Raw genomic sequence first — 17663 nt, 5'->3', positions numbered from 1 at the left:
GCAGGCGCCTCCGGCGCGCCAGGATCCAACCTGGCCTGTCGGCGCTACCGTCCGCCGACTCCGGGGTTGGGGAGGATGGGTAGCTCACCGGAGCGTCGCCTCGCTTCGGACCGCACCGTTTCCAGTACCGGGTAGAACTCGTTGTGGCCGTTGCTGTCCAAGTTGAGGGGGACATCGAGCGAGGTGATCAGCCGGTGCTCGGCCTCCCACGGTTCGACGCTCTCGATCCATGACACCAGCGCGTTGGCGTGCATCCATTCCGACAGTTGTTTCTCGCCGGTGTGGAACGTCAACCGGTTCCCGGACCCGACGCGCCGCAGCGCGATTTCCAATTCGTCGACCAACAGGCTTCCGAGGGTCAATCGCAATGAGCGTCTGTACCTTCGATGGCTCGCGTACCGACCCCTCGACGTGGACGAGGCCACGGAAGCAGCGTTTCGCCGTCGCTGGGTCGCTCGGCAGGAGCAACTAAATCTGAGCTGACCGGGCTACTCATCGCTGGACAGCCAGAGCGCCAACCTGGCTGCCGATCTGACAACTCGAGTGAACGACAGCGCAGAAACCGCCGCGCCTACACGCGCGAAAAGGGGAGACGAACGCAACCCCGAACTCGGGGGAGTCGACGTCGAAGTCCTGTAAACCCCCAACGAGCGCCTCGTTTGGCGACGACTGGAATCGCAGGCCAATTGCTTCGCTGGCATTGCGGTCCGCGCTATCGCGCCGCAGTTCTTCGAGACGCACTGGCATGGATGTCGACCAGTACCGAGAACCCGCAGTAGGAAGACCATCCCAGCCCAGCGAACGCCCGGCAGTGGTTCATCACCGGCTTCAACGCAAAGTCTGTCGTCGACTGCAACACCTGGTTGGCCCCGGTCGAACAGATCCAGTAGCGGACAAAGATCAGCGTGCCGCTCCGTATCGCGCCATCATCATCGCGACCGCCTCGTCCACTACGTGGGCCGTCGCGTCCGCGGCAGGTGACCAGTGCACGAGTAAAAGTCGCGGCCAGAAGACGTAGTTTGAGATCATGCCTAGAAATTGGGTGGCAGCCAGGTCCAGGTCGTCGAGGTCTGCGGTGCCGGCCTCGCGTTCAGCATCGAGGTAGCGGCGTACGGAGTCGAAGTACGGCATCTTGCCCAGGTCGAACTGCGTTTCGCCCAGTTCGGGAAAACGCGGCACCTCCGCGATGACGATGCGGAACAGGTCCGCCATGCCAGGCCGGGTAAGCAAGTCCACGTACCCATGTCCGATCGACGTGAGCCCTGCGCTCAGATCGCCAGGCTTGGGCTGGATTTCACTTGCGTCGTCGATGTTCCACGACTGGGCGACGATTGCCTCGAATAGTGCCGCCTTGGTAGGGAATTGCTTGAACAGGGTGGCCTTGGAGACTGCGGCCATATCCGCGACTTTCGCCAATGACGTCCGGTCATAACCGGACTTAAGGAACAGGGCCGTGGCGGCGCCGATGATCGCAGAGCGTTTCTGTTCGGCGACGCGCTGGTGGTAAGCCGAGGGTTCAGCGGGCATGGACTCAGTGTGCCAAACCCTAAGGCGAGTCACTTGACTCACCTCGGATCGACGGGCTAATCTTGGCGAGGTGAGTCACTCGTCTCACCTATTCAAGGACGGGAATATTCTCATGGGGCATTTCGAAGGCAAGACGGTTCTGGTCACGGGCGGAGCTGGAGGTCAGGGCGCGAGCCACGTCAGGGCCTATCACCGGCACGGTGCGAACGTCGTGGTTGCCGGCATCTCCGAGGATGAGAGTCTCAGGCTCGTCGACGAACTCGGTGACGGGGCAGCGTTCGCCAAGATCGACGTCGCTGACGAAAGCGACTGGACGACTGCGGTCGCCGCCACGGAGCAACTGTTCGGACCGATCTCGATCTTGGTAAACAATGCCGGAATCCAAAACCCTGCCGCCACAATCGAGAACACCGACCTCGCTGACTGGGAGAGGGTAATCCGGATCAACCTCACAGGCCAGTTTCTGGGTATCAAGACCGTCGCACCATCGATGCGACGAGGTGGGGGCGGCGTCGTCGTCAACATAGCCTCGACAATGGCGCACACGGGCACCGCGTTCTATGCGCCTTACGTCGCGAGCAAATGGGCGCTGCGCGGACTTACTCGCACTGCCGCACTGGAACTGGGTCGAGACAACATTCGGGTCAACTCGATCCATCCGGGTGTAGTCTCTACTCCGTTCATTACTGAGCCCACTGTCCCCGGGCAGCAACCCATCGGCGATTTCTACTCGGCAGATCCATATGCAATACAGCGCCTCGCCGAACCCGAAGACATCACCCACGCCGTCCTCTACCTGACCTCGCCCGAGGCTGCCTTTGCGACAGGAACCGAACTCGTGGTCGACGGGGGCCTGCTCCTTGGCCCCGCGCTCCGCTATGACTCCGAATCGTGACGCTGAGCGAAACCCGTTCGAGTGGTTCTAGCTGCGCGCGCAGCGACCGTCTGGTTGCCGTCGTGAAGCCTGGTCGGCCTAACCCACCCCACGATCACGGCCTCCGTATTGGCCCTCAACGGGCGCTTCACCCAGGTGGGGGACCGGCGCCCCCGCCTGCAGCTGGAATCGAGGCGCTTGGCCACGACACCCTCAAAGGCGATGCTCGCGGGCCAGATCGAGTATCCGGTCACCGTCGATTGCCGGTCCAGTACGGCGGCAACTGAATCCGCGGCCCGGAGAAGCCCAGCGATTCGAGGGCCGTCCGGCAGCGACGTCGTGGAGTGGTCGTCGAGAGCGAGGACATCGAACAGGTAGAGGTCACCGGAACGTCGGCGCGCAGCGCGGTGGTGGGCCGGAGCACGTGCATCCGGCGCTGAAGACGGGCGAATGATGGCCGGCCCTTCCCGTCGAGGGCGACGATCTCCCCGTCGAGGATCGCGTCGCGGCCTTCGAGGACGCCGATGATCGGGTCCGACAGCTCGGGGAACGTGGCCGTGATGTCATTGCCGTTTCGGCTGAAGAGACGGCTGGAACCGGCCTTGAACTGGGCCATTGTGCGGTGGCCGTCCCATTTGAGTTCCCAACCCTAGCCCGGGTTGGTCGGGAGCTGGTCGAGCGTGGCCAACATCGGAGGGTGCACCGTCGACGACGAGGGCATATCTCGAGTGTGCGGGAAACCCGTTGGCGCCGACGTCTTCCTGGAGGCCCCAGAGGGCCGGGTGCTGTGTGTCGCAGCCGGGGGAGGCGTCTCGGCCGGTGGCGGTGTCGAGGTGTCCATTGGTGCACCGGGCGGGATCCCTCAGGTCAGCATCGACGCGGGCGGCCAGTACGCCGTCGACGGCGAGTACGGGGCGTATGGCAGCTACGACGACGTCGACCTGAGTGTCGACGCCTCCACGGCGAGAGCGAGGTGTCGATCGACTCCGCAGAAGCCGGGCTGTCCGGGTACGACCACGCGACCGGTGGCGCCGAGTTCGGTGTGAGCCCGCTCGACGGCGGTATCCCGGAGATCGGCGTCGACACCGGGTTCGAGTTCGCCACGGACAACGGATTCGACATCGGCGGCGGCTACGAGCGCATCGAGTCCCAGCGCGAGGAGGGTGTCGCGCCGTAGGCGCTTGCGCTGACATCGCCGCGCCCGCAGCCGGGTCGAGTGGGCACTCGGAATGGTCGTTGTCTTTCAAGGTCTTAGCTGGCGAGCTCGTCGATCCAGCTCGATCGCATCCGCAAGGCACGTTCCGTGCTACCGACGACGGCTCCGAGCCCGAAGAGCAAGCTGACTGGGAGGGGAAATTGCACGGGAGATGTGAAAGTTCCGATCGTGTCGGCGACAGGTGGGATCCGGGAGATCGCTTCGACGATCTGTGGCACCGTGATGCACAAACCGGCGAGGACGAGCGCGGTCGAGACGAGGCCGACGACTCGACTCAAACCCGGGTGTCTATGGTGCATTCGGGCCCGACGTCCTTCTGCGGATGCGGGATCGGGGTTCAGTTGCCGCTCGGTGCCGTCTGGACGCACGTAGTGGCACCGTTTGAGCCCGAAGCCGTTGATGGCGACCTCGATGTGACCGCCCGGGACCGAAAACCGGACCGGCATCCTTGCGAATGAGTGCAACGATCCATCCACATAGAGGCGCGCGCGTATCTCTCCGTCAGTCATGTCGCCAGCGTGGCGAACGTCGACTGTGTAGATGGACGTCGTGCCGTCAGAAGAGGGAAGCGTGATTGCGCGGAGGGATCTGCCGAACATCTGCCACCAACGGTAACGACTCAGCGGCTCACCGGATCCAGCACGCACACGCCGGAACCGCCAATTTTCAATCCTCATCTTTCCCCCGCTAGTTCTGCAATTAGTACAGTGTGATAGACAATGTCGAGCTAGGCTAGCACGCTGTGATAGAGGATGGTGACGAAAGGGTGCTCATGGACGCTGAGTCGAATGGACGAGGTGCGTACGACAAGATCCTGATTACTGCTGCTGTGATCGGTCTATGCCTGCTCCCTGCCTGTGGGCGGACCGAGCCGAGCACCTCGGACGCCATCGACGCGACATCGGCTCCGGAAGCCGGCGTCGCCGATTCGGCGTTCGCTGCGCTAGAGGAGCGGTTCGATGCGCGCCTGGGGGTGTATGCAGTCGACACCGGTACGGGGCGCGAGATCGAATGGAGGAGCGACGAAAGGTTCGCCTACGCTTCGACGATCAAGGCGCTAGCCGCCGCCGCGCTCCTCGACAACGTGGGCACAGCGGGTCTTGCCAAGACCGTGGAGGTCGGCGCCCCGGACATCATCAAGCATTCCCCCGTGACCGAGACCAGAGTGGGGCAGACGATGACCCTCGACGAAATCTGTGAGGCCGCACTGACCCAGAGTGACAATGCAGCTGCGAACTTCATCTTCGCTGAACTAGGCGGACCGCACGCCTTCGATGAACAGCTCGATGAACTCGGCGACACCGGGACTATGGTCTCGCGTATCGAGCCGGACCTCAACGAAGCGCTCCCCGGGGACCTCCGTGACACCACCACCCCACGGGCGTCCGCGAACAACTTGCGCGAGTACGTCTTCGGTGATGCGCTCGATGACGAGGAGAAGACCGCGCTGACCGACTGGATGAAGGCCTCGCAGACTGGAGACACCTTGGTGCGCGCTCAACTGCCTGAGGATTGGACGGTCGGGGACAAGTCCGGTGGAGGAATGTACGGATCGCGCGGAGACTTGGCCGTGGCGTGGCCCACCGACGGACGGCCTATCGTCATCTCGGTGCTGTCCTCACGTGATGAGCGGGAAGCTGACTACGACGACAGTCTGATCGCCGGGGCGGCGGCAGCGGCTGTAGGCCAGCTCCGCTAGGTCTGTGATTCACGTTTCTGCAGCGAGCGATCATTCAAGGCGTCCCAGCGTCGCCATCTATCCTGCGCCGATGTTGGTTGCGGTCTTCTGGGGGAAGCATTCTCCCCATGAGGGTGCGGTGGACTGTCATCCACGGAGGTCTCCGAGGCCACGCCACTCGCCCGCTTCCTGTCGACCGAATGTTCTGTCACGGCACTGTGCAGATCGACTTCACTCAACTAGCACACTGTGATAAAACAGCTTCGGGAGGCACGAAACCATGAATGGCCGTTCAACACAGCGAGATACACGCGACCGAATTCTGATCGCGGCGGCGACAATGCTCGGCGAAGACCCCACGGCTCGGCTGAGCGTCCGCGCCGTCGCAGCACGAGCCGGCGTGAGCACGGGGTCGCTTCGTCACTTCTTTCCGACGCAGCGAGAGCTCGTCGAGACCGTTGTCGCAGGGCTCTACGACATCGAGATCCCCGACGACCCGATCTATGACACCGAGCGAACACCCGCGGACCGCCTCGTCGCATGTTTGCGGCTGCTGCTCTCGGAATTTGGGGCCGGCGATCGCGCGCGTGAGCAGTGGCGCGCGATGTACGAGTCGTATATCGCTTCCGGCCCAAGCGAAGAGGAGTCCGCCGTGTACCTCGCGCTCGAGCGGTTGGGGCTCCGCCGAATCGAGCGTTGGTTGACCGTCCTCATAGACGAAGGCGCAATCCCCGCAGGTAAGGCGGAGCGACGTGCGCGATTCCTGACCACCGTCCTCAACGGGCTCGCCGCAGAACGCGCGCTCCCGGCCAACGCTATGCGATTTGCATCCGAGACCGAGACCCTCCAACTGGCCGTTGCCGCCGTCGTCGGCGACACGCCGGCGACGGGGCAGTCGGGCTCCTGACTTGTCCGAATCAGCATTCACGATGACACGGAGGACGAGATCCACACTTCACACCCGCACTCGCCACTGCGCTCCCTTGGATCGTTCGAGCACATCATCGACCTCTACATCAGTCGCAACGCGGTTCAGTTCTCACTCGCCATCGAGCTCGCTTAGCCCATTTCTCCCGGGCAACTAGCCCGCGCACTCGCACTACTACAGGGGACGCACCCGCTGCTCTCGGTAGGCATCGAGCGATCCGGGGATCGCGGAAGGGTTCTGCCGCTCGGACAGTCCCATTCCCTTTCACGTAGTTCACGGGAGCGACTGGGTCGCGGCGGCGGCGGAACAGATACGACCCGTCGACTCCTCCAGCAGTCCACTAGCCCAAGCAACGCTTATGGCCGATGCCCCCGGGGCTCTCGGGGCCGTTGTTCTGCTCACGTTCTCCCACCAGATCACCGACGGCCGAGGTGCGCTTCGGGCAGCACACGATCTGTTGACGCTGATCGGCGGTCGGCTACCGCCGGCTCGCCCGCTGCCGGTCGCCCAGGAAACCTCGCTCGAGCGCATGCCCTCGACAGTGGAGCCGGAAGGCAGCCCCACCGCAGTCGCTTCATCACCACGCGGTGCGGCCACGTTGCGCCCCTTCGACGCGTCGCCGCCGAACGTCGAGGTCGCCCAGCTCGACTATGCGACGACCGAACGTCTTCGCGTGAATGCCCGCGCCCACGCCGCCACGGTCCAGGGAGCGCTCTGTGCCGCAGCTGCCCAGGCCTTGTCCAAGCTCACCGGCGCCGAGAGCATTCGCATCAACGCGCCGATCGACCTTCGCTCGGCGCTGTCTCTGGAGGATGGCGTCGTGAACCGCTTCACCTCGACGACGGTCGTCCTGCAGTCACCAGCGGATGACTCGCTCTGGACCCTCGCCCAAGATGCAACAGCCCAGCTTCGAGTTGCACGCGCCGCAGCGCGCGAGACCGCATTGATGCTCGCTTCGCTCGACCCCGTCGACCCCGTCGGCGCCGTAGAGGCGGAAGCTGCGATGCTCACCGCCACTGACGCAGACTTGGAGATCACCAACCTGGGTATCTCGAATGCCGGTACACCATCCGCGGTCGCGATCTGGGGTCCGATCATGACGACGCAAGTCCGCGATGAACGCATCCTTGGCGCCATCACGCACGGTGGACGACTACGACTTGTGCTGACAACTCACCGCGACAGCGAAGCGCTCGCCGCCACCATCGCTGACCTCCTCGCGTAACCGTCAGTCCCACAGGCGGAGTCGACGTCTGGGACGTTTGCCGCCGGTCTTGTCGGCTGAGATATCCAGAACGCAACGTGTTGCAGTGCCGAGGGTGAGCCCCGGGCTGCACCATTGCGGCACTGGACGTTTCGGCCCTGACAAGGTGTCATCTGCGGGATCTTTGATGTCGCGCACTGCCGTTCTGGGGCGTCGGTTCCTACGCGGTAGGCGCAAAGGCTCCATTGTTGGTGAAGGACTTTTTGGCGAAGCGCTCCCCGATGAGCCGGTGGGTGGCGGCGTCTGGGTGGAGTCGGTCCGGCAGTGGCAGTTCCGCGTAGTCGGCTTCGCCATAGAGCTCGGACCCGTCGAGGTAGTGCAGGTGCTGGTCTTCCGCGGCACGTTTGGTGACGATGTCTTTCAGCTCGGCACGGATGGCGCGGAGGGTGAGCTTTCCGGCCGCTCGATCTGCCGGGTTGCCTGTTGCGACGAACTGAAGGTGCCCGTTGCGCAGCGCATCCGTGTCGAATGCGCCGGGACCTGGGGCGTCTTCGTGGATCGGACAGAAGATCGGCGAGAGGGCCATCAATGGCGTGTCGGGATGGCCGTCTCGGATGGCGGCAGAGAAGGCGGGCCGCGCCCCTCTTCGATTCAGATCTGGTCGTGCTACGCAACGGTCGCTGACCGTCTGACGAAGTACAGCCCAAAAGACCGTTGCCCGGCTGGGCAACATATCTGCAGACCCACGGAGACCTAACGGTGAGGACGAACCGCTGGGGTCCAGCGCACTGAGGGACTCCAGCCGGTCATCCATTCCTATGCAGGCTGACGTGCCAACCACAACGGGTCCGCAATGCATCGCACCGTCGCAGATCCGGCAAGCACCTGCCAAAACTCGACGTCACCGCTCTCATCGGGGGTGAAGCCCGACCGACCATTGTCCTATCGGCTGGAGGCGAGGCCGATTGGGATACCGGAGAACCGCCCGGTCGGGTCCACGTCGTGTTTCACCGAGTGCAGCCGGGAGAGGTTATCACCAAAGGTTGCCGCGGCACGCTCGCCATCACTGTGCTGCAACAGGTTCGGGTACGCTGCAGGCAGACCAAGCGGCTCCAGTTGACTCAGCAGCTCGTCCGCCCAGGCAACCTGCTCGTCGTGACCATCGGCATCCTTGGTTGTCGCGATCATCTCCACCATGAGGTGCGGCTCCCGAAATGCCCAGGGTGAGACGCCAGATTCGGTACGAGTGGCGGCACCGTGGAAGTGATGGATATTCACAGCGCTGAACGGTGACGTACGGCCCCGCTCGCCGTCCTCCAAAGCGTCGATTGCCGCAGGGGTCAGACCGGGCAACGACACCGTCCGAACCGTATAGTGCTGTCCCGCGGGAAACATCCCGTCGAGGGCATGCAGCGCCTGAGCGGGCGTGACCGAGTGTACTTCGGACATCAGCGGCGTTCCGAGTTTCTCCGCAGCCCGCACCCACGGCGCCCCCTCCCGGGCATCACCGCTCCACTGCACCGCCATGAGCAACGCAGGGTTGTCGTCAGGGCCGCTCGTAATCGCGGGGCGCAGTGCGAGCTCGTCCGGAACGCTGGGAAGTAGCTGATCGAACCCGGTGAGGACTTCTCGGATCTCGGTCGTACCGAAGGCGATGACACCTGCAAGAACTTCAGGCAGTTCGGTGAGGCCAATCTCGAGCGACGTGACGACACCGAAGTTTCCGCCCCCGCCCCGAAGCGCCCACAACAGGTCCGCGTTCTCGTCCGCCGATGCCCTCGTGATCGACCCGTCAGCGAGCACGACGTCTGCAGAGATGATGTTGTCGGCCGCAAGACCTATGGTGCCAAGGTAGGGCCCGTAGCCCCCGCCCAGCGTGAGCCCGGTCACGCCAACCTCATTGACCGTCCCGACCGCCGCAGCCAAACCGTGCTCGCCGGCAGCGTCCATCAAATCATCTAGCCGTGCACCGCCTTCCACGCGAGCGATCCGGGCGCCGACGTCAATCTGAACGCCACGCATCTGCGACAGGTCGATAGTGATCCCACCCTCGGCGTGCGCACTGCCCGCCCAATCGTGCCCGCGACCGCGGATGCCGACGGGGACTGCCAGAGGGGTCGCCTGCAGAACGCGCTGCACATCCGGGGCACCGGCCACTCGTGCAATGAGTGCGGGACGGCGCGGCCGGCGCGCGCTCCACAGAGCAGCACTTCCCTCGAACGCTTCATCAGCGGGCGCAATGACCTGCCCATCAATGGATGCGCTCAGCGATGCTGCCAGCTGGTCCCAGTCATGTTCTGCCTGCATTGTCTCTCCTATCATCCTTGCGCCGCGGCTGTCGCGGCGCCGGCCGAATCGTGTGACGAGGGGCGTCACAGACTGCACTTTGCCTGCTCCGGAGGCGACTTGAGGTCAACGAGATAGTCGGCGACAATGCGGTCAACACACTCGTTGGTTCCGTCGACAGCGATGGTGTGCTGCTCACCGTCTACGGTGAGCAGGCTGCCGCCCAGGGTGTCGGCAAGGCTCACGCCGCCGTCGTAGGGCGTGCTCGGATCACCGGTGATCGAGATGGTGAGTGTGTCGGGTATTCCGCTGATACCGGTGGCGTACGGGTAGTCCAGATCTGGTTCAGCGGGCCACGATTCGCAAGCATCACGCGCGCCGTCGGCGCCGATTCCGGCATCAGTGAACGGTGCCACCTCCTGGATTCTGCGTTTGAGTTCGACTTCCTGTTCCGGCGTGTGGCGCTGCTCATCCATACAGTTGATCGCGAAATTTGCTTCGGAAGAATTGGGGTAAACGCCGTCCTCTCCGCGTCCGCCGAACACGTCGCTGATCTGCAGCAGCGTCTCCGGTGATCCGTCGCGCAGTTCACCGATTCCCTTGGTGATGACCGGCCACACCATGGAGTCGAACAGACCCGCCGTCACCGCGCCGTAGGCGGCGTCGAAATCCATCCGCCGGCCGTCAGCCGTTACAATCGGATTCTCGATCAGTGGGCGCGCGATGCTGTGGAAGACCTCGACGGCTCGGCTCGGGTCGGTTCCGAGCGCACAATCCGGCCTCGACGCGCAGTCGACTGCCATGTCGTCGAAGGCCTCTTGGAACTGCTGAAATTGCGCCACTCGGCGTTCGGCCGTGCCCAGATGCGGGTCGACGCCGCCGTCAAACACCATCGCCCTGACATTGGCCGGGAACATCTCGGCGTACACCGCGCCCAGCCTGGTGCCGTAACTACGTCCTAGGAAGGTCAGCCGATCGTCACCGAGCACTGCGCGAAGGACGTCCATGTCGCGGGCAGCGTTGCGGGTTCCGACCGCAGAGAGGACGTCGTCTCCGCCGGACCGCTGCGAGCACTGTTCCACGATCGTCCGGGTGTCCGCTTCGGTCCAGGACCCGGACCCGGTCAACACTGTCGTAGTGCCCTGTCCCGCATCGATTTCCGCGTCCGTGAAGCATTCGATCGCGGGTGCCGACGCCGCGACCCCGCGAGGATCGAAACCGACCAGGTCAAATTTCTCCGTCACTTGGCTCTGGCTCAGCGACCCCGCTGCGAGCGCAGCCATGCCCATGCCCGCTCCCCCAGGGCCGCCGGGATTGAGCACCAGCGACCCGATCGGTTCACCCCTGGCGGGCGCCTTCAACAGTGCGATCGACGCCGTCTTCCCTTCTGGATCGCGGTAGTCCAGTGGCACTTCCATACGTGCGCATTGAAACCGGGGATCGAGGGTGAACGTGCCCTGGTCAGTGGAGTTCGTCGCATATCCCTCGCACGCCTCGAACGTCAGGGTCTGGTCGTAGAACCGTTGCAGCTCCGTCGACGGTTCCGGTTCGGGGCTTCGTGCGCCCGTGCCCGCCGAGCCGGAACTGCACGCGCCAAGAGCCACGCACATCGTCGACGCTATCGCCACCGCGGCAGCCGCGAGCTTTCGTCGGGATTTGACCATGGGTGAGGAACTCCAATCGAGAGACAGGGTGAATCGTGCTGCGTCGGTTGTCGTCAGTCGCGCAGGCCGAGACCCACACGGCGCAAGACGTCGAGCTGGGCAGGGTTGTAGAGCTCGGACATCACATCCATGACGTCCTGCATCGTGCGTTGGCCGCCGGCGGTGAGTCCTGCGATCACGCCGGGGTGCTTGTCTGTCAGTGCCGCCACTTCCGGAATCATGCGGACAACGAGGTCGGCCCGCGTCGATTCGTCGGCGTCGGTTGGTAATTCATCGAAGTCCGCACCGGCTGGAGTGGCGGGGGTGCGAAGTATTTCGGTGTACGCGTCAAGGGCACGCGGGTCGAGCACGCTGCTCAGGTAGGTAGCGAAAGACTGGTCGGCATCGGTCAATTCACCGTTTCGATTCGCCAAGGCTATGTCCGGGGGCAGATCCGGTCGGGCAGAATGCCGTAGAATCAGCTCCAATTCAACCCGCGCCCGCTGCATCCGTTCGATCGTCGCCTCCAGTTCGGCGTCCAGCGCGCGCAGGGCGTGCTCGGGATGACGCACCTCCTCGCCCATCGCCGCAATCTGGGCCAGCGAGAAACCGAGCGCCGTCAGACGCTTGATCTGCAACACCCGGAGCAGGTGCGCAACACCGTACTGCTTGTACCCATTAGAGGCCCTAGCCGGCTGATCGAGGACACCGATGTCGTGGTAGTGCCGGACTGCCTTCACCGTGGCCCCCGCGAGATCAGCGAGTTCGCGAGTGCTCCATCCCATGTCGTCTCCCGTGCTCTGGTGTCCGTCATCAAATGACAACATTCTGAACCGTGCCCTAAGGGCACAGTCAACCGCGGCGCGAAGGCATCAACGCCGCAGCAGGGGGCACGCCCGTCAAGGAAGCGATGATGAGCAGGAGAGGAACGATCTGCGTCATCTCTAACAGAGGCAGTGCTACCCGCTGGCCGCGGTATCGACGCTGTCGCCGTCAGGAGACGGCGCTGGTTAGCTGAGCGACGATACCCGACAGTAGGCCGGCCGCTGCCTCGTGACTGGTCATCGTCATGCGCAGCCGACCGCCACGGGTGATGACTCCCAGGATCTGCTCGTGATCAACCTGGGTACTCATCACCGGACCCCAGATTGCCTGCTCCAGATCATCGTCCGTTTCGGAATCCGCGATCCCGAGATTCGTGATCTCGATGTCGGCGTTCGTAGCAGCAAGCATCGCCTGTTCGGCGTCATCGGCATCGCCCACATCCAGCGAAGCCAGAGCAAGGACCGATTTTCGGGTGACATCCCAGGTGCGCGCGGCAGCGAGCTGCGCGGCGGCTACCGCCGCGAGTTCCCAGAAGTCCGGCAGCGAGGGGCGACAGAGAACGATGCAGGTCGCAGTGAAGCGGATGGCGACATCGTCCTCGAGACCGACCGCCCGGCGCAGGTCGATCGGTACGTTGATTCGCACCCTCTGACGGTCCGAGCGCTCAAATAGCGTCAACGCTGCACCCGCGCACAGCATCGATTGCACCGTGCAGGAACGAGAACGAGCGCTTCGGCGGATCCGTAGCGTTGTGGCCTCGTCGAGATCTGCATGTTCCACCGCGGGCGGCGTGTTCTCGTCGAACGGCCGCAGTCGGGCTGCAGGGTGTTCGCCGCCCGCAGCCTCGTTCTGCTCGGACGGTTCGGGTTCCGTGTCGAGCTGGCGCATCAAATCTTCCTGCGCCCTGGGTAGGTTACGGACGCCGATATCACGGCCTCCCACAGCGGCGAGAAGATCGTGCGCGGCGCGCAGAGCACCACGGCCGTCCGTGACCTGGTGCGAGAATGTCAACACGATGGTCGTACGCTCGGGCGTCGGAGCGTCGGGAAGAAGGACAACGCGCACCAGCGGTCCCGGTGACGGCGCGATGGCTATGGACTGCTCGACAGCTGCCTGCTCCTGCCACGTCGAATCGAGCGCGATGCGCACACCGATGGCGCCGTCGGTATGCCGGAACACCGGCCGACTTCCGCTCCGGTCGATCATCGCGGCGAGTAGGGGGTGCGCCGTTTGCAGACGACTCAGCGCCACCTTGACCTCCGATTCGGACACGACGCGACCACACTCGACTGCGAGTGAGAACTGAACAGGGTTGCGATACATGTAAAGATCGATGATGCGCTCGAACGCCCCCAGCGGACGCAACTCGCGCCCTGACACGACAGTATTCATCGAAGTCCTTTCCTTCCCTGGCATCGACCGCCGAGTTGTGGCGCCGAGAGGCACTGTTTCCCAAAGTATTCCGAATCGCGTCCATTCCAGACCGTGCCCTAGGGGCAGGGTCAAGCCCGTCTTCGACGCGGCGCTTGACCACCCGGGACCACGACAACGAGATCAGAGCCAGCAGATGTCGTCTGAACCGCACAAGCGAGCGTCTTTGTGCTGCTGGCGAAGTCGCTCCCGAATCGTCGAAAAGTGTTGACGACGGTTGAAAACTGGTTCTGGCCCACTTTCCTTGATCAATTGTGAATACGTCAGCCGCTGAGGAGTATTCGTTTGCGGAGGAGGTCGAATCCGGCTCGTCCGTACATTTGCCGTTGAGCATTTTGATCCGGTTCACGTGCCCTTCGACGGCGCCGGAACTGTACGCCAGAGTCAGTACATTCAGAACCGCAGCGTGGTCGCTGTCGAGCCCTCGAACGAAGCGGCGCAAGTGTGGAAGGTCATCTGCCGAGGCGGCTGATATTCACGAGTTTAATTGTGCACCAAAGTATTCTGTGATAATCTCCGCGAATTGACATGTCCTGCGGTGGCCTCGAGATGTGGGCAGCTGGCGAGGACCTGTTTGAGTCCGATCTGCTCGTCGGCAGTGAGGTTATCTTCGGTGACGCAACATCCACGAGGTGATTCGCCGGACCTTCGGAATTTGACTCCTGGCCGGCGCGGCGCAGAGGGTGCGCAGAGGTCTCAAGTAGTCGCGGACCGTTCTGTGGCTGCCTCGATATCCACGTGTTCGAAGTTCTTCGTAGAGCGCAGCCGTGGAGGTGCGCCCGTCGTTGAACCGTTCGTGCAGGTACTCGGCAAAAATCGTCCAGCATAGTGGGCCGGCCCGCCCGCGGTGCTCCCAGCAACTCGTCAACACTGCTCGCGTAGTAGAAGCGGCGCACGGTTTCCCTCGCCGACCCGAGTTGCCGTGCGATCGTTCTGATGCCTATGCCTTCGTTCTTGAGAATTGTGACCCCCCGAAGCGATTCTTCGTGCGAGCGGACCTTGAACGTGCGGGGACTGATCCCGGCGATGCCGAGCGATCGCATGATCTTCGCGACCGTTTTTTCGGGTGGTCACCTCGCCGCGGTCATGGAGCTCGGCGGAGTTCGCGTACTTCATGGCCATCAACGCGTGGAGCTCTACTTTTGTTGATGTGCCGTGAAGTACGGGGACGCTTTGTCGCCGAACACTATGTCTTTCTCCTGCTCGCAGGAGCTACTTGCGCAGTCTGGCCAGTTCGGTACGTGCCGCGGCACTGAGCGGCCGATCTTTCGACTGTGGCAGCGGCGTCGATACGGCGTCGTTGGTCGGCGGTCCACCGTCCGAGCAGGTTCTCGCTCACTCCGAGGACGCGGGCGATATCTTCCCAGCGGAATCCTTGGTCCTGCTATCTCGGTGTCCGCCATCCGCGGTGAACCTCATTGGACAATGTTCGCAGCAGTGCCGGCGAGGAAAGTTCGCGATCGACAGCGCTGCGCTCGGTGTCTACACAGATATGTGGTTGGGTGTGTCGAATTGCAGCGGATACACCGTGTGCGGTGTACACCGTGCACGGTGTACTCTCGTGGGTGTGAGTTGGAAGGTCCGCGCCGTAGACGAAGTCCAGGAATGGGCCGAGGGGCTCGACGAGCAGCTCTACGATGCGTTCCGGGCTGCTGTCGAACTCTTGCAGGAAGAGGGTCCGACCCTCGGTCGGCCCCTGGTGGACCGCATCCATACCTCACAGTTCCACAACATGAAGGAGCTGCGAATCAAGGAGGGCGGCAAACATCTGCGCGTGCTGTTCGTCTTCGATCCACGCTCCCGTGCGGTCCTGCTCGTGGCTGGCGACAAGACCGGCAACTGGGACAAGTGGTACCGCGTAAACGTGAAAATCGCCGACGCCCGATACCGGGCATACCTCGACAGGGAGGATCCGACATGACAACCCCAACGCCGCAGGCGGCAGCACCCACCGAAGGTGGGGCTCGTGACATCGAGGACCTGTTCGCGCGCCGCGAGGGAAACCCGGAGCGGATCGCCGAGCTCAAGGACAAGTACCGCGCGAAGGTGCGTGGGGCTCGACTGGCCGAAATCCGTAAAGCGTACGACCTGACTCAGGAACAGCTTGCCGAGCAGCTCGATATCTCACAGAAGCGGGTCTCGCGTATTGAGCGCGGAGATATCGACCATACCGAGGTCGCGACCGTGCGCCGTTACATCGAGGCGCTCGGGGGGACGGTCGAATTGGTCGCTCGATTCGGGGACGATTCCTACACGGTTTCTTCCTGAGAGCGATCTCGGATACCAGATCGGGTGAGTACAGCTGGCGGTCGCATCGATATCGGGGCGACCGCATCCGTGCGTCGCGGAGTGCGGAAGTCGGTTGAGCGTGCGGGTGAATGGAACGCTGAGAACCCTGATGCGATCACTTCCGTGTCTGGAGGATATGGACGCGTATCGCGTTGTTGTGGTTCGCGTGAGCGTGGATCGGTAGTTGGTTGTGGACCGGCCCGCAGCAACCGGGCCGGTCCTTGTGTTGGGTGCTGTGATTGGGCCCCTCACCGTGTGTGAACTGCTCAATACCAGAACCTGTCCTGGCGGCGTCTGCTCGCCGATTTCGTTGCGAACCAGTCGATGTCGAGGAAGGGCAACTGCTTCGACAACGCTGTGATCGAGAATTTCTTCGGCCACCTCAAAGGGGAGGTCTTTCACCACGTCCGATATCTCAATATTGATGCGCTGGCTACGGCGCTGGACGAGTACATCCGCTGGTACAACCACGTACGTATCTCTACAAAGCTCGAGGGCCTGCGCCCGGTGCAGTACCGAACTCAGGCCCTCGCCGCCTAGACTCCTATTTCGCCACTCCAACTTGCGGGGATCAGTTCAGATTTGGTGTGGGGTCTTTTGTCGTCTGTGGACCAGTCGTGATGAATTGCTGGACGGCTTCGATGACCGGTGTGGTTGTGTTCGGTCAGACCAGGAAGGTCTCTACGCCCGGGTGTACGACGCTGAGGTCGCAGTTGGCGATCTGCGCCAACTGCACGATTCGGTCGGTGTGGTCGGCTGAGACGAATCCGATGCCGTAGCCGTCCGAGCCGGTGTCGAGGATGATCAGCGCGGAGCCGAGTTCGCGGCACCGTGCGGCGAGTGGCCATAGGAAGTTTTCGAGCTCTTCGGGGTCCCAGCGGTCGTCGGACTCGTCGAACTCGTTGAGCCAGTCCCAGTCGAGTGCTGCTGGGCAGGCGGGGAGCTCGATCAGGGATTCGCGAATCATGCCAGGGGTGTCGTTGCAATCGCAATAGGCCATGCCGGCCTCGTAAAGTCCGCCGGCCGCGCGGATGTCGGGGCCGTCGGGATACAGGGCACGGAGCAATGCATTGGACGGAGCCCATGTGTCCGTGATTTCACGACTGGCGATTTCTTGAGCCAATCGTGCCTGGCTCGGCTTCGAGCCGGGTGCGATGAGTTCGACGATCTCGGCCAAAGCCTGCGTTATCTGCTGTGTGTCGGGCATGCGGGGAGAGTATTCGCTGTCACCGACAGGTGTCCGTCCTGGTTTCCATCAGGTGGTGGGGGAGCGTCGCGGGGTTCGCTCGGTTGTTGCGGGGTGGGTTGGGGACCGGTTTTTGGGTGTTCTTGAATATTGTTGTGTGGCATAAACTTTGGGTGTTCAATTGGTGCAGTGCTGTTTTCGGTTGTTGTGCACATCTAAGTTTTGTTGAGTCTCGAATATTGTTGTGGTGCTTAGTTTTTCAGTGTTTCGTGTTTTCGAATTGTTTTGCAATTTTGGAGTGCGCCCTGTATGATTGAGAGCATGACGACGATGAGCTCGGCAGGCGCGAGAGAGTGCGGTTTCATGCCACCCCGCCCTTCCCCAGCTTCGTTTGGTACTCGGGTACCGATTTTATGTTCCGATCAAATCCTTTGGTGACAAATATGATTAAGGAATTTAGAGGAGCGAAGCGACTCGATCGACGGCAGCCTGGCTGGACCCACGGCGAGCCGCGCAGCGGCTCCCTGGCGGGGAGCGAAGCGAGCCGCTTCCGGTCCCGATGCGGAGCATCGGGAG

At 62.9% G+C, this 17663-nt stretch carries 19 protein-coding genes; 9 read left to right on the top strand and 10 right to left on the bottom strand.

Annotated elements, in window-relative coordinates; genetic code table 11:
* Positions 1-44: 44 nt before the first annotated feature.
* Positions 45-425, bottom strand: a complete 381-nt coding sequence (locus R4P64_RS33455; protein WP_411742758.1) for a GIY-YIG nuclease family protein — start codon at positions 423-425, stop codon at positions 45-47.
* Positions 426-900: 475 nt separating this feature from the next.
* A complete protein-coding gene (locus tag R4P64_RS33450; RefSeq protein WP_317824483.1) occupies positions 901-1527 on the bottom strand; it encodes a TetR/AcrR family transcriptional regulator in 627 nt (208 codons plus the stop codon).
* A 70-nt stretch (positions 1528-1597) separates the two neighbouring features.
* Here R4P64_RS33450 and R4P64_RS33445 point away from each other — a divergent pair, with 70 nt between their 5' ends.
* Positions 1598-2422 carry a glucose 1-dehydrogenase gene (locus R4P64_RS33445; protein ID WP_317824482.1) on the top strand — a complete coding sequence of 275 codons (825 nt, stop codon included), beginning with the start codon at positions 1598-1600 and terminating at the stop codon, positions 2420-2422.
* A 229-nt stretch (positions 2423-2651) separates the two neighbouring features.
* Here R4P64_RS33445 and R4P64_RS33440 read toward each other — a convergent pair whose 3' ends face one another.
* Complete coding sequence (locus R4P64_RS33440; RefSeq protein WP_317824481.1) at positions 2652-3017, bottom strand: hypothetical protein; 366 nt, start codon at positions 3015-3017, stop codon at positions 2652-2654.
* Positions 3018-3081: 64 nt separating this feature from the next.
* On the opposite strand from R4P64_RS33440, the gene R4P64_RS33435 reads away from it, so the two are divergent.
* Entirely contained in the window at positions 3082-3447 is a 366-nt protein-coding gene (locus tag R4P64_RS33435; RefSeq protein WP_317824479.1) for a hypothetical protein, read from the top strand.
* Positions 3444-3578, top strand: coding sequence for a hypothetical protein (locus tag R4P64_RS33430; protein ID WP_317824478.1), 135 nt, complete (start codon positions 3444-3446; stop codon positions 3576-3578). The genes R4P64_RS33435 and R4P64_RS33430 overlap by 4 nt, the downstream gene beginning before the upstream one ends.
* A 74-nt stretch (positions 3579-3652) precedes the next feature.
* On the opposite strand, the gene R4P64_RS33425 is transcribed toward R4P64_RS33430, so the two are convergent.
* The gene (locus R4P64_RS33425; RefSeq protein WP_317824477.1) at positions 3653-4126 is read right to left on the bottom strand and encodes a hypothetical protein; all 474 of its coding nucleotides are present in this window, start codon (positions 4124-4126) and stop codon (positions 3653-3655) included.
* Between the two features lie 263 nt (positions 4127-4389).
* Here R4P64_RS33425 and bla point away from each other — a divergent pair, with 263 nt between their 5' ends.
* The 3 genes from bla to R4P64_RS33410 all read left to right on the top strand — a co-directional run bounded on the left by bla (position 4390) and on the right by R4P64_RS33410 (position 7448).
* Complete coding sequence (gene bla, locus R4P64_RS33420) at positions 4390-5316, top strand: class A beta-lactamase (RefSeq protein ID WP_317824475.1); 927 nt, start codon at positions 4390-4392, stop codon at positions 5314-5316.
* A gap of 259 nt (positions 5317-5575) precedes the next feature.
* Positions 5576-6202, top strand: a complete 627-nt coding sequence (locus R4P64_RS33415; protein ID WP_317824474.1) for a TetR/AcrR family transcriptional regulator — start codon at positions 5576-5578, stop codon at positions 6200-6202.
* Between the two features lie 379 nt (positions 6203-6581).
* Positions 6582-7448: a phthiocerol/phthiodiolone dimycocerosyl transferase family protein gene (locus R4P64_RS33410; RefSeq protein WP_317824473.1), complete on the top strand. Its 867-nt coding sequence runs from the start codon at positions 6582-6584 to the stop codon at positions 7446-7448.
* Between the two features lie 199 nt (positions 7449-7647).
* Here R4P64_RS33410 and R4P64_RS33405 read toward each other — a convergent pair whose 3' ends face one another.
* The 5 genes from R4P64_RS33405 to R4P64_RS33385 all read right to left on the bottom strand — a co-directional run bounded on the left by R4P64_RS33405 (position 7648) and on the right by R4P64_RS33385 (position 13573).
* Positions 7648-8013 (bottom strand): hypothetical protein, encoded by a 366-nt coding sequence (locus R4P64_RS33405; protein WP_317824472.1) that lies wholly within the window; start codon positions 8011-8013, stop codon positions 7648-7650.
* Positions 8014-8369: 356 nt separating this feature from the next.
* Complete coding sequence (locus tag R4P64_RS33400; protein WP_317824471.1) at positions 8370-9734, bottom strand: FAD-binding oxidoreductase; 1365 nt, start codon at positions 9732-9734, stop codon at positions 8370-8372.
* A gap of 65 nt (positions 9735-9799) precedes the next feature.
* A complete protein-coding gene (locus tag R4P64_RS33395) occupies positions 9800-11377 on the bottom strand; it encodes an alpha/beta hydrolase (RefSeq protein WP_317824470.1) in 1578 nt (525 codons plus the stop codon).
* A gap of 53 nt (positions 11378-11430) precedes the next feature.
* Positions 11431-12141 (bottom strand): MerR family transcriptional regulator, encoded by a 711-nt coding sequence (locus R4P64_RS33390; protein ID WP_317824469.1) that lies wholly within the window; start codon positions 12139-12141, stop codon positions 11431-11433.
* A 208-nt stretch (positions 12142-12349) separates the two neighbouring features.
* Complete coding sequence (locus R4P64_RS33385; protein ID WP_317824467.1) at positions 12350-13573, bottom strand: hypothetical protein; 1224 nt, start codon at positions 13571-13573, stop codon at positions 12350-12352.
* Between the two features lie 1606 nt (positions 13574-15179).
* Between R4P64_RS33385 and R4P64_RS33380 the strand changes: the two genes are divergently transcribed.
* The 3 genes from R4P64_RS33380 to R4P64_RS33370 all read left to right on the top strand — a co-directional run bounded on the left by R4P64_RS33380 (position 15180) and on the right by R4P64_RS33370 (position 16441).
* Positions 15180-15533, top strand: a complete 354-nt coding sequence (locus tag R4P64_RS33380; RefSeq protein WP_317824466.1) for a type II toxin-antitoxin system RelE/ParE family toxin — start codon at positions 15180-15182, stop codon at positions 15531-15533.
* Entirely contained in the window at positions 15530-15880 is a 351-nt protein-coding gene (locus R4P64_RS33375) for a helix-turn-helix domain-containing protein (RefSeq protein WP_317824465.1), read from the top strand. The genes R4P64_RS33380 and R4P64_RS33375 overlap by 4 nt, the downstream gene beginning before the upstream one ends.
* Positions 15881-16225: 345 nt before the next feature.
* A complete protein-coding gene (locus R4P64_RS33370; RefSeq protein ID WP_411742757.1) occupies positions 16226-16441 on the top strand; it encodes an IS3 family transposase in 216 nt (71 codons plus the stop codon).
* Positions 16442-16565: 124 nt separating this feature from the next.
* Here the strand turns inward: R4P64_RS33370 and R4P64_RS33365 are convergent, their stop codons facing one another.
* Positions 16566-17108: a hypothetical protein gene (locus tag R4P64_RS33365; RefSeq protein WP_317824464.1), complete on the bottom strand. Its 543-nt coding sequence runs from the start codon at positions 17106-17108 to the stop codon at positions 16566-16568.
* Positions 17109-17663 lie beyond the last annotated feature (555 nt).

Source organism: Rhodococcus sp. IEGM 1366 (genome assembly GCF_033142425.1).
In the GTDB taxonomy this organism is placed as follows: domain Bacteria; phylum Actinomycetota; class Actinomycetes; order Mycobacteriales; family Mycobacteriaceae; genus Rhodococcus_F; species Rhodococcus_F globerula.
The sequence above is the reverse complement of the archived record's forward strand: the minus strand, read 5'-3'. Positions and strand labels throughout refer to the sequence as shown.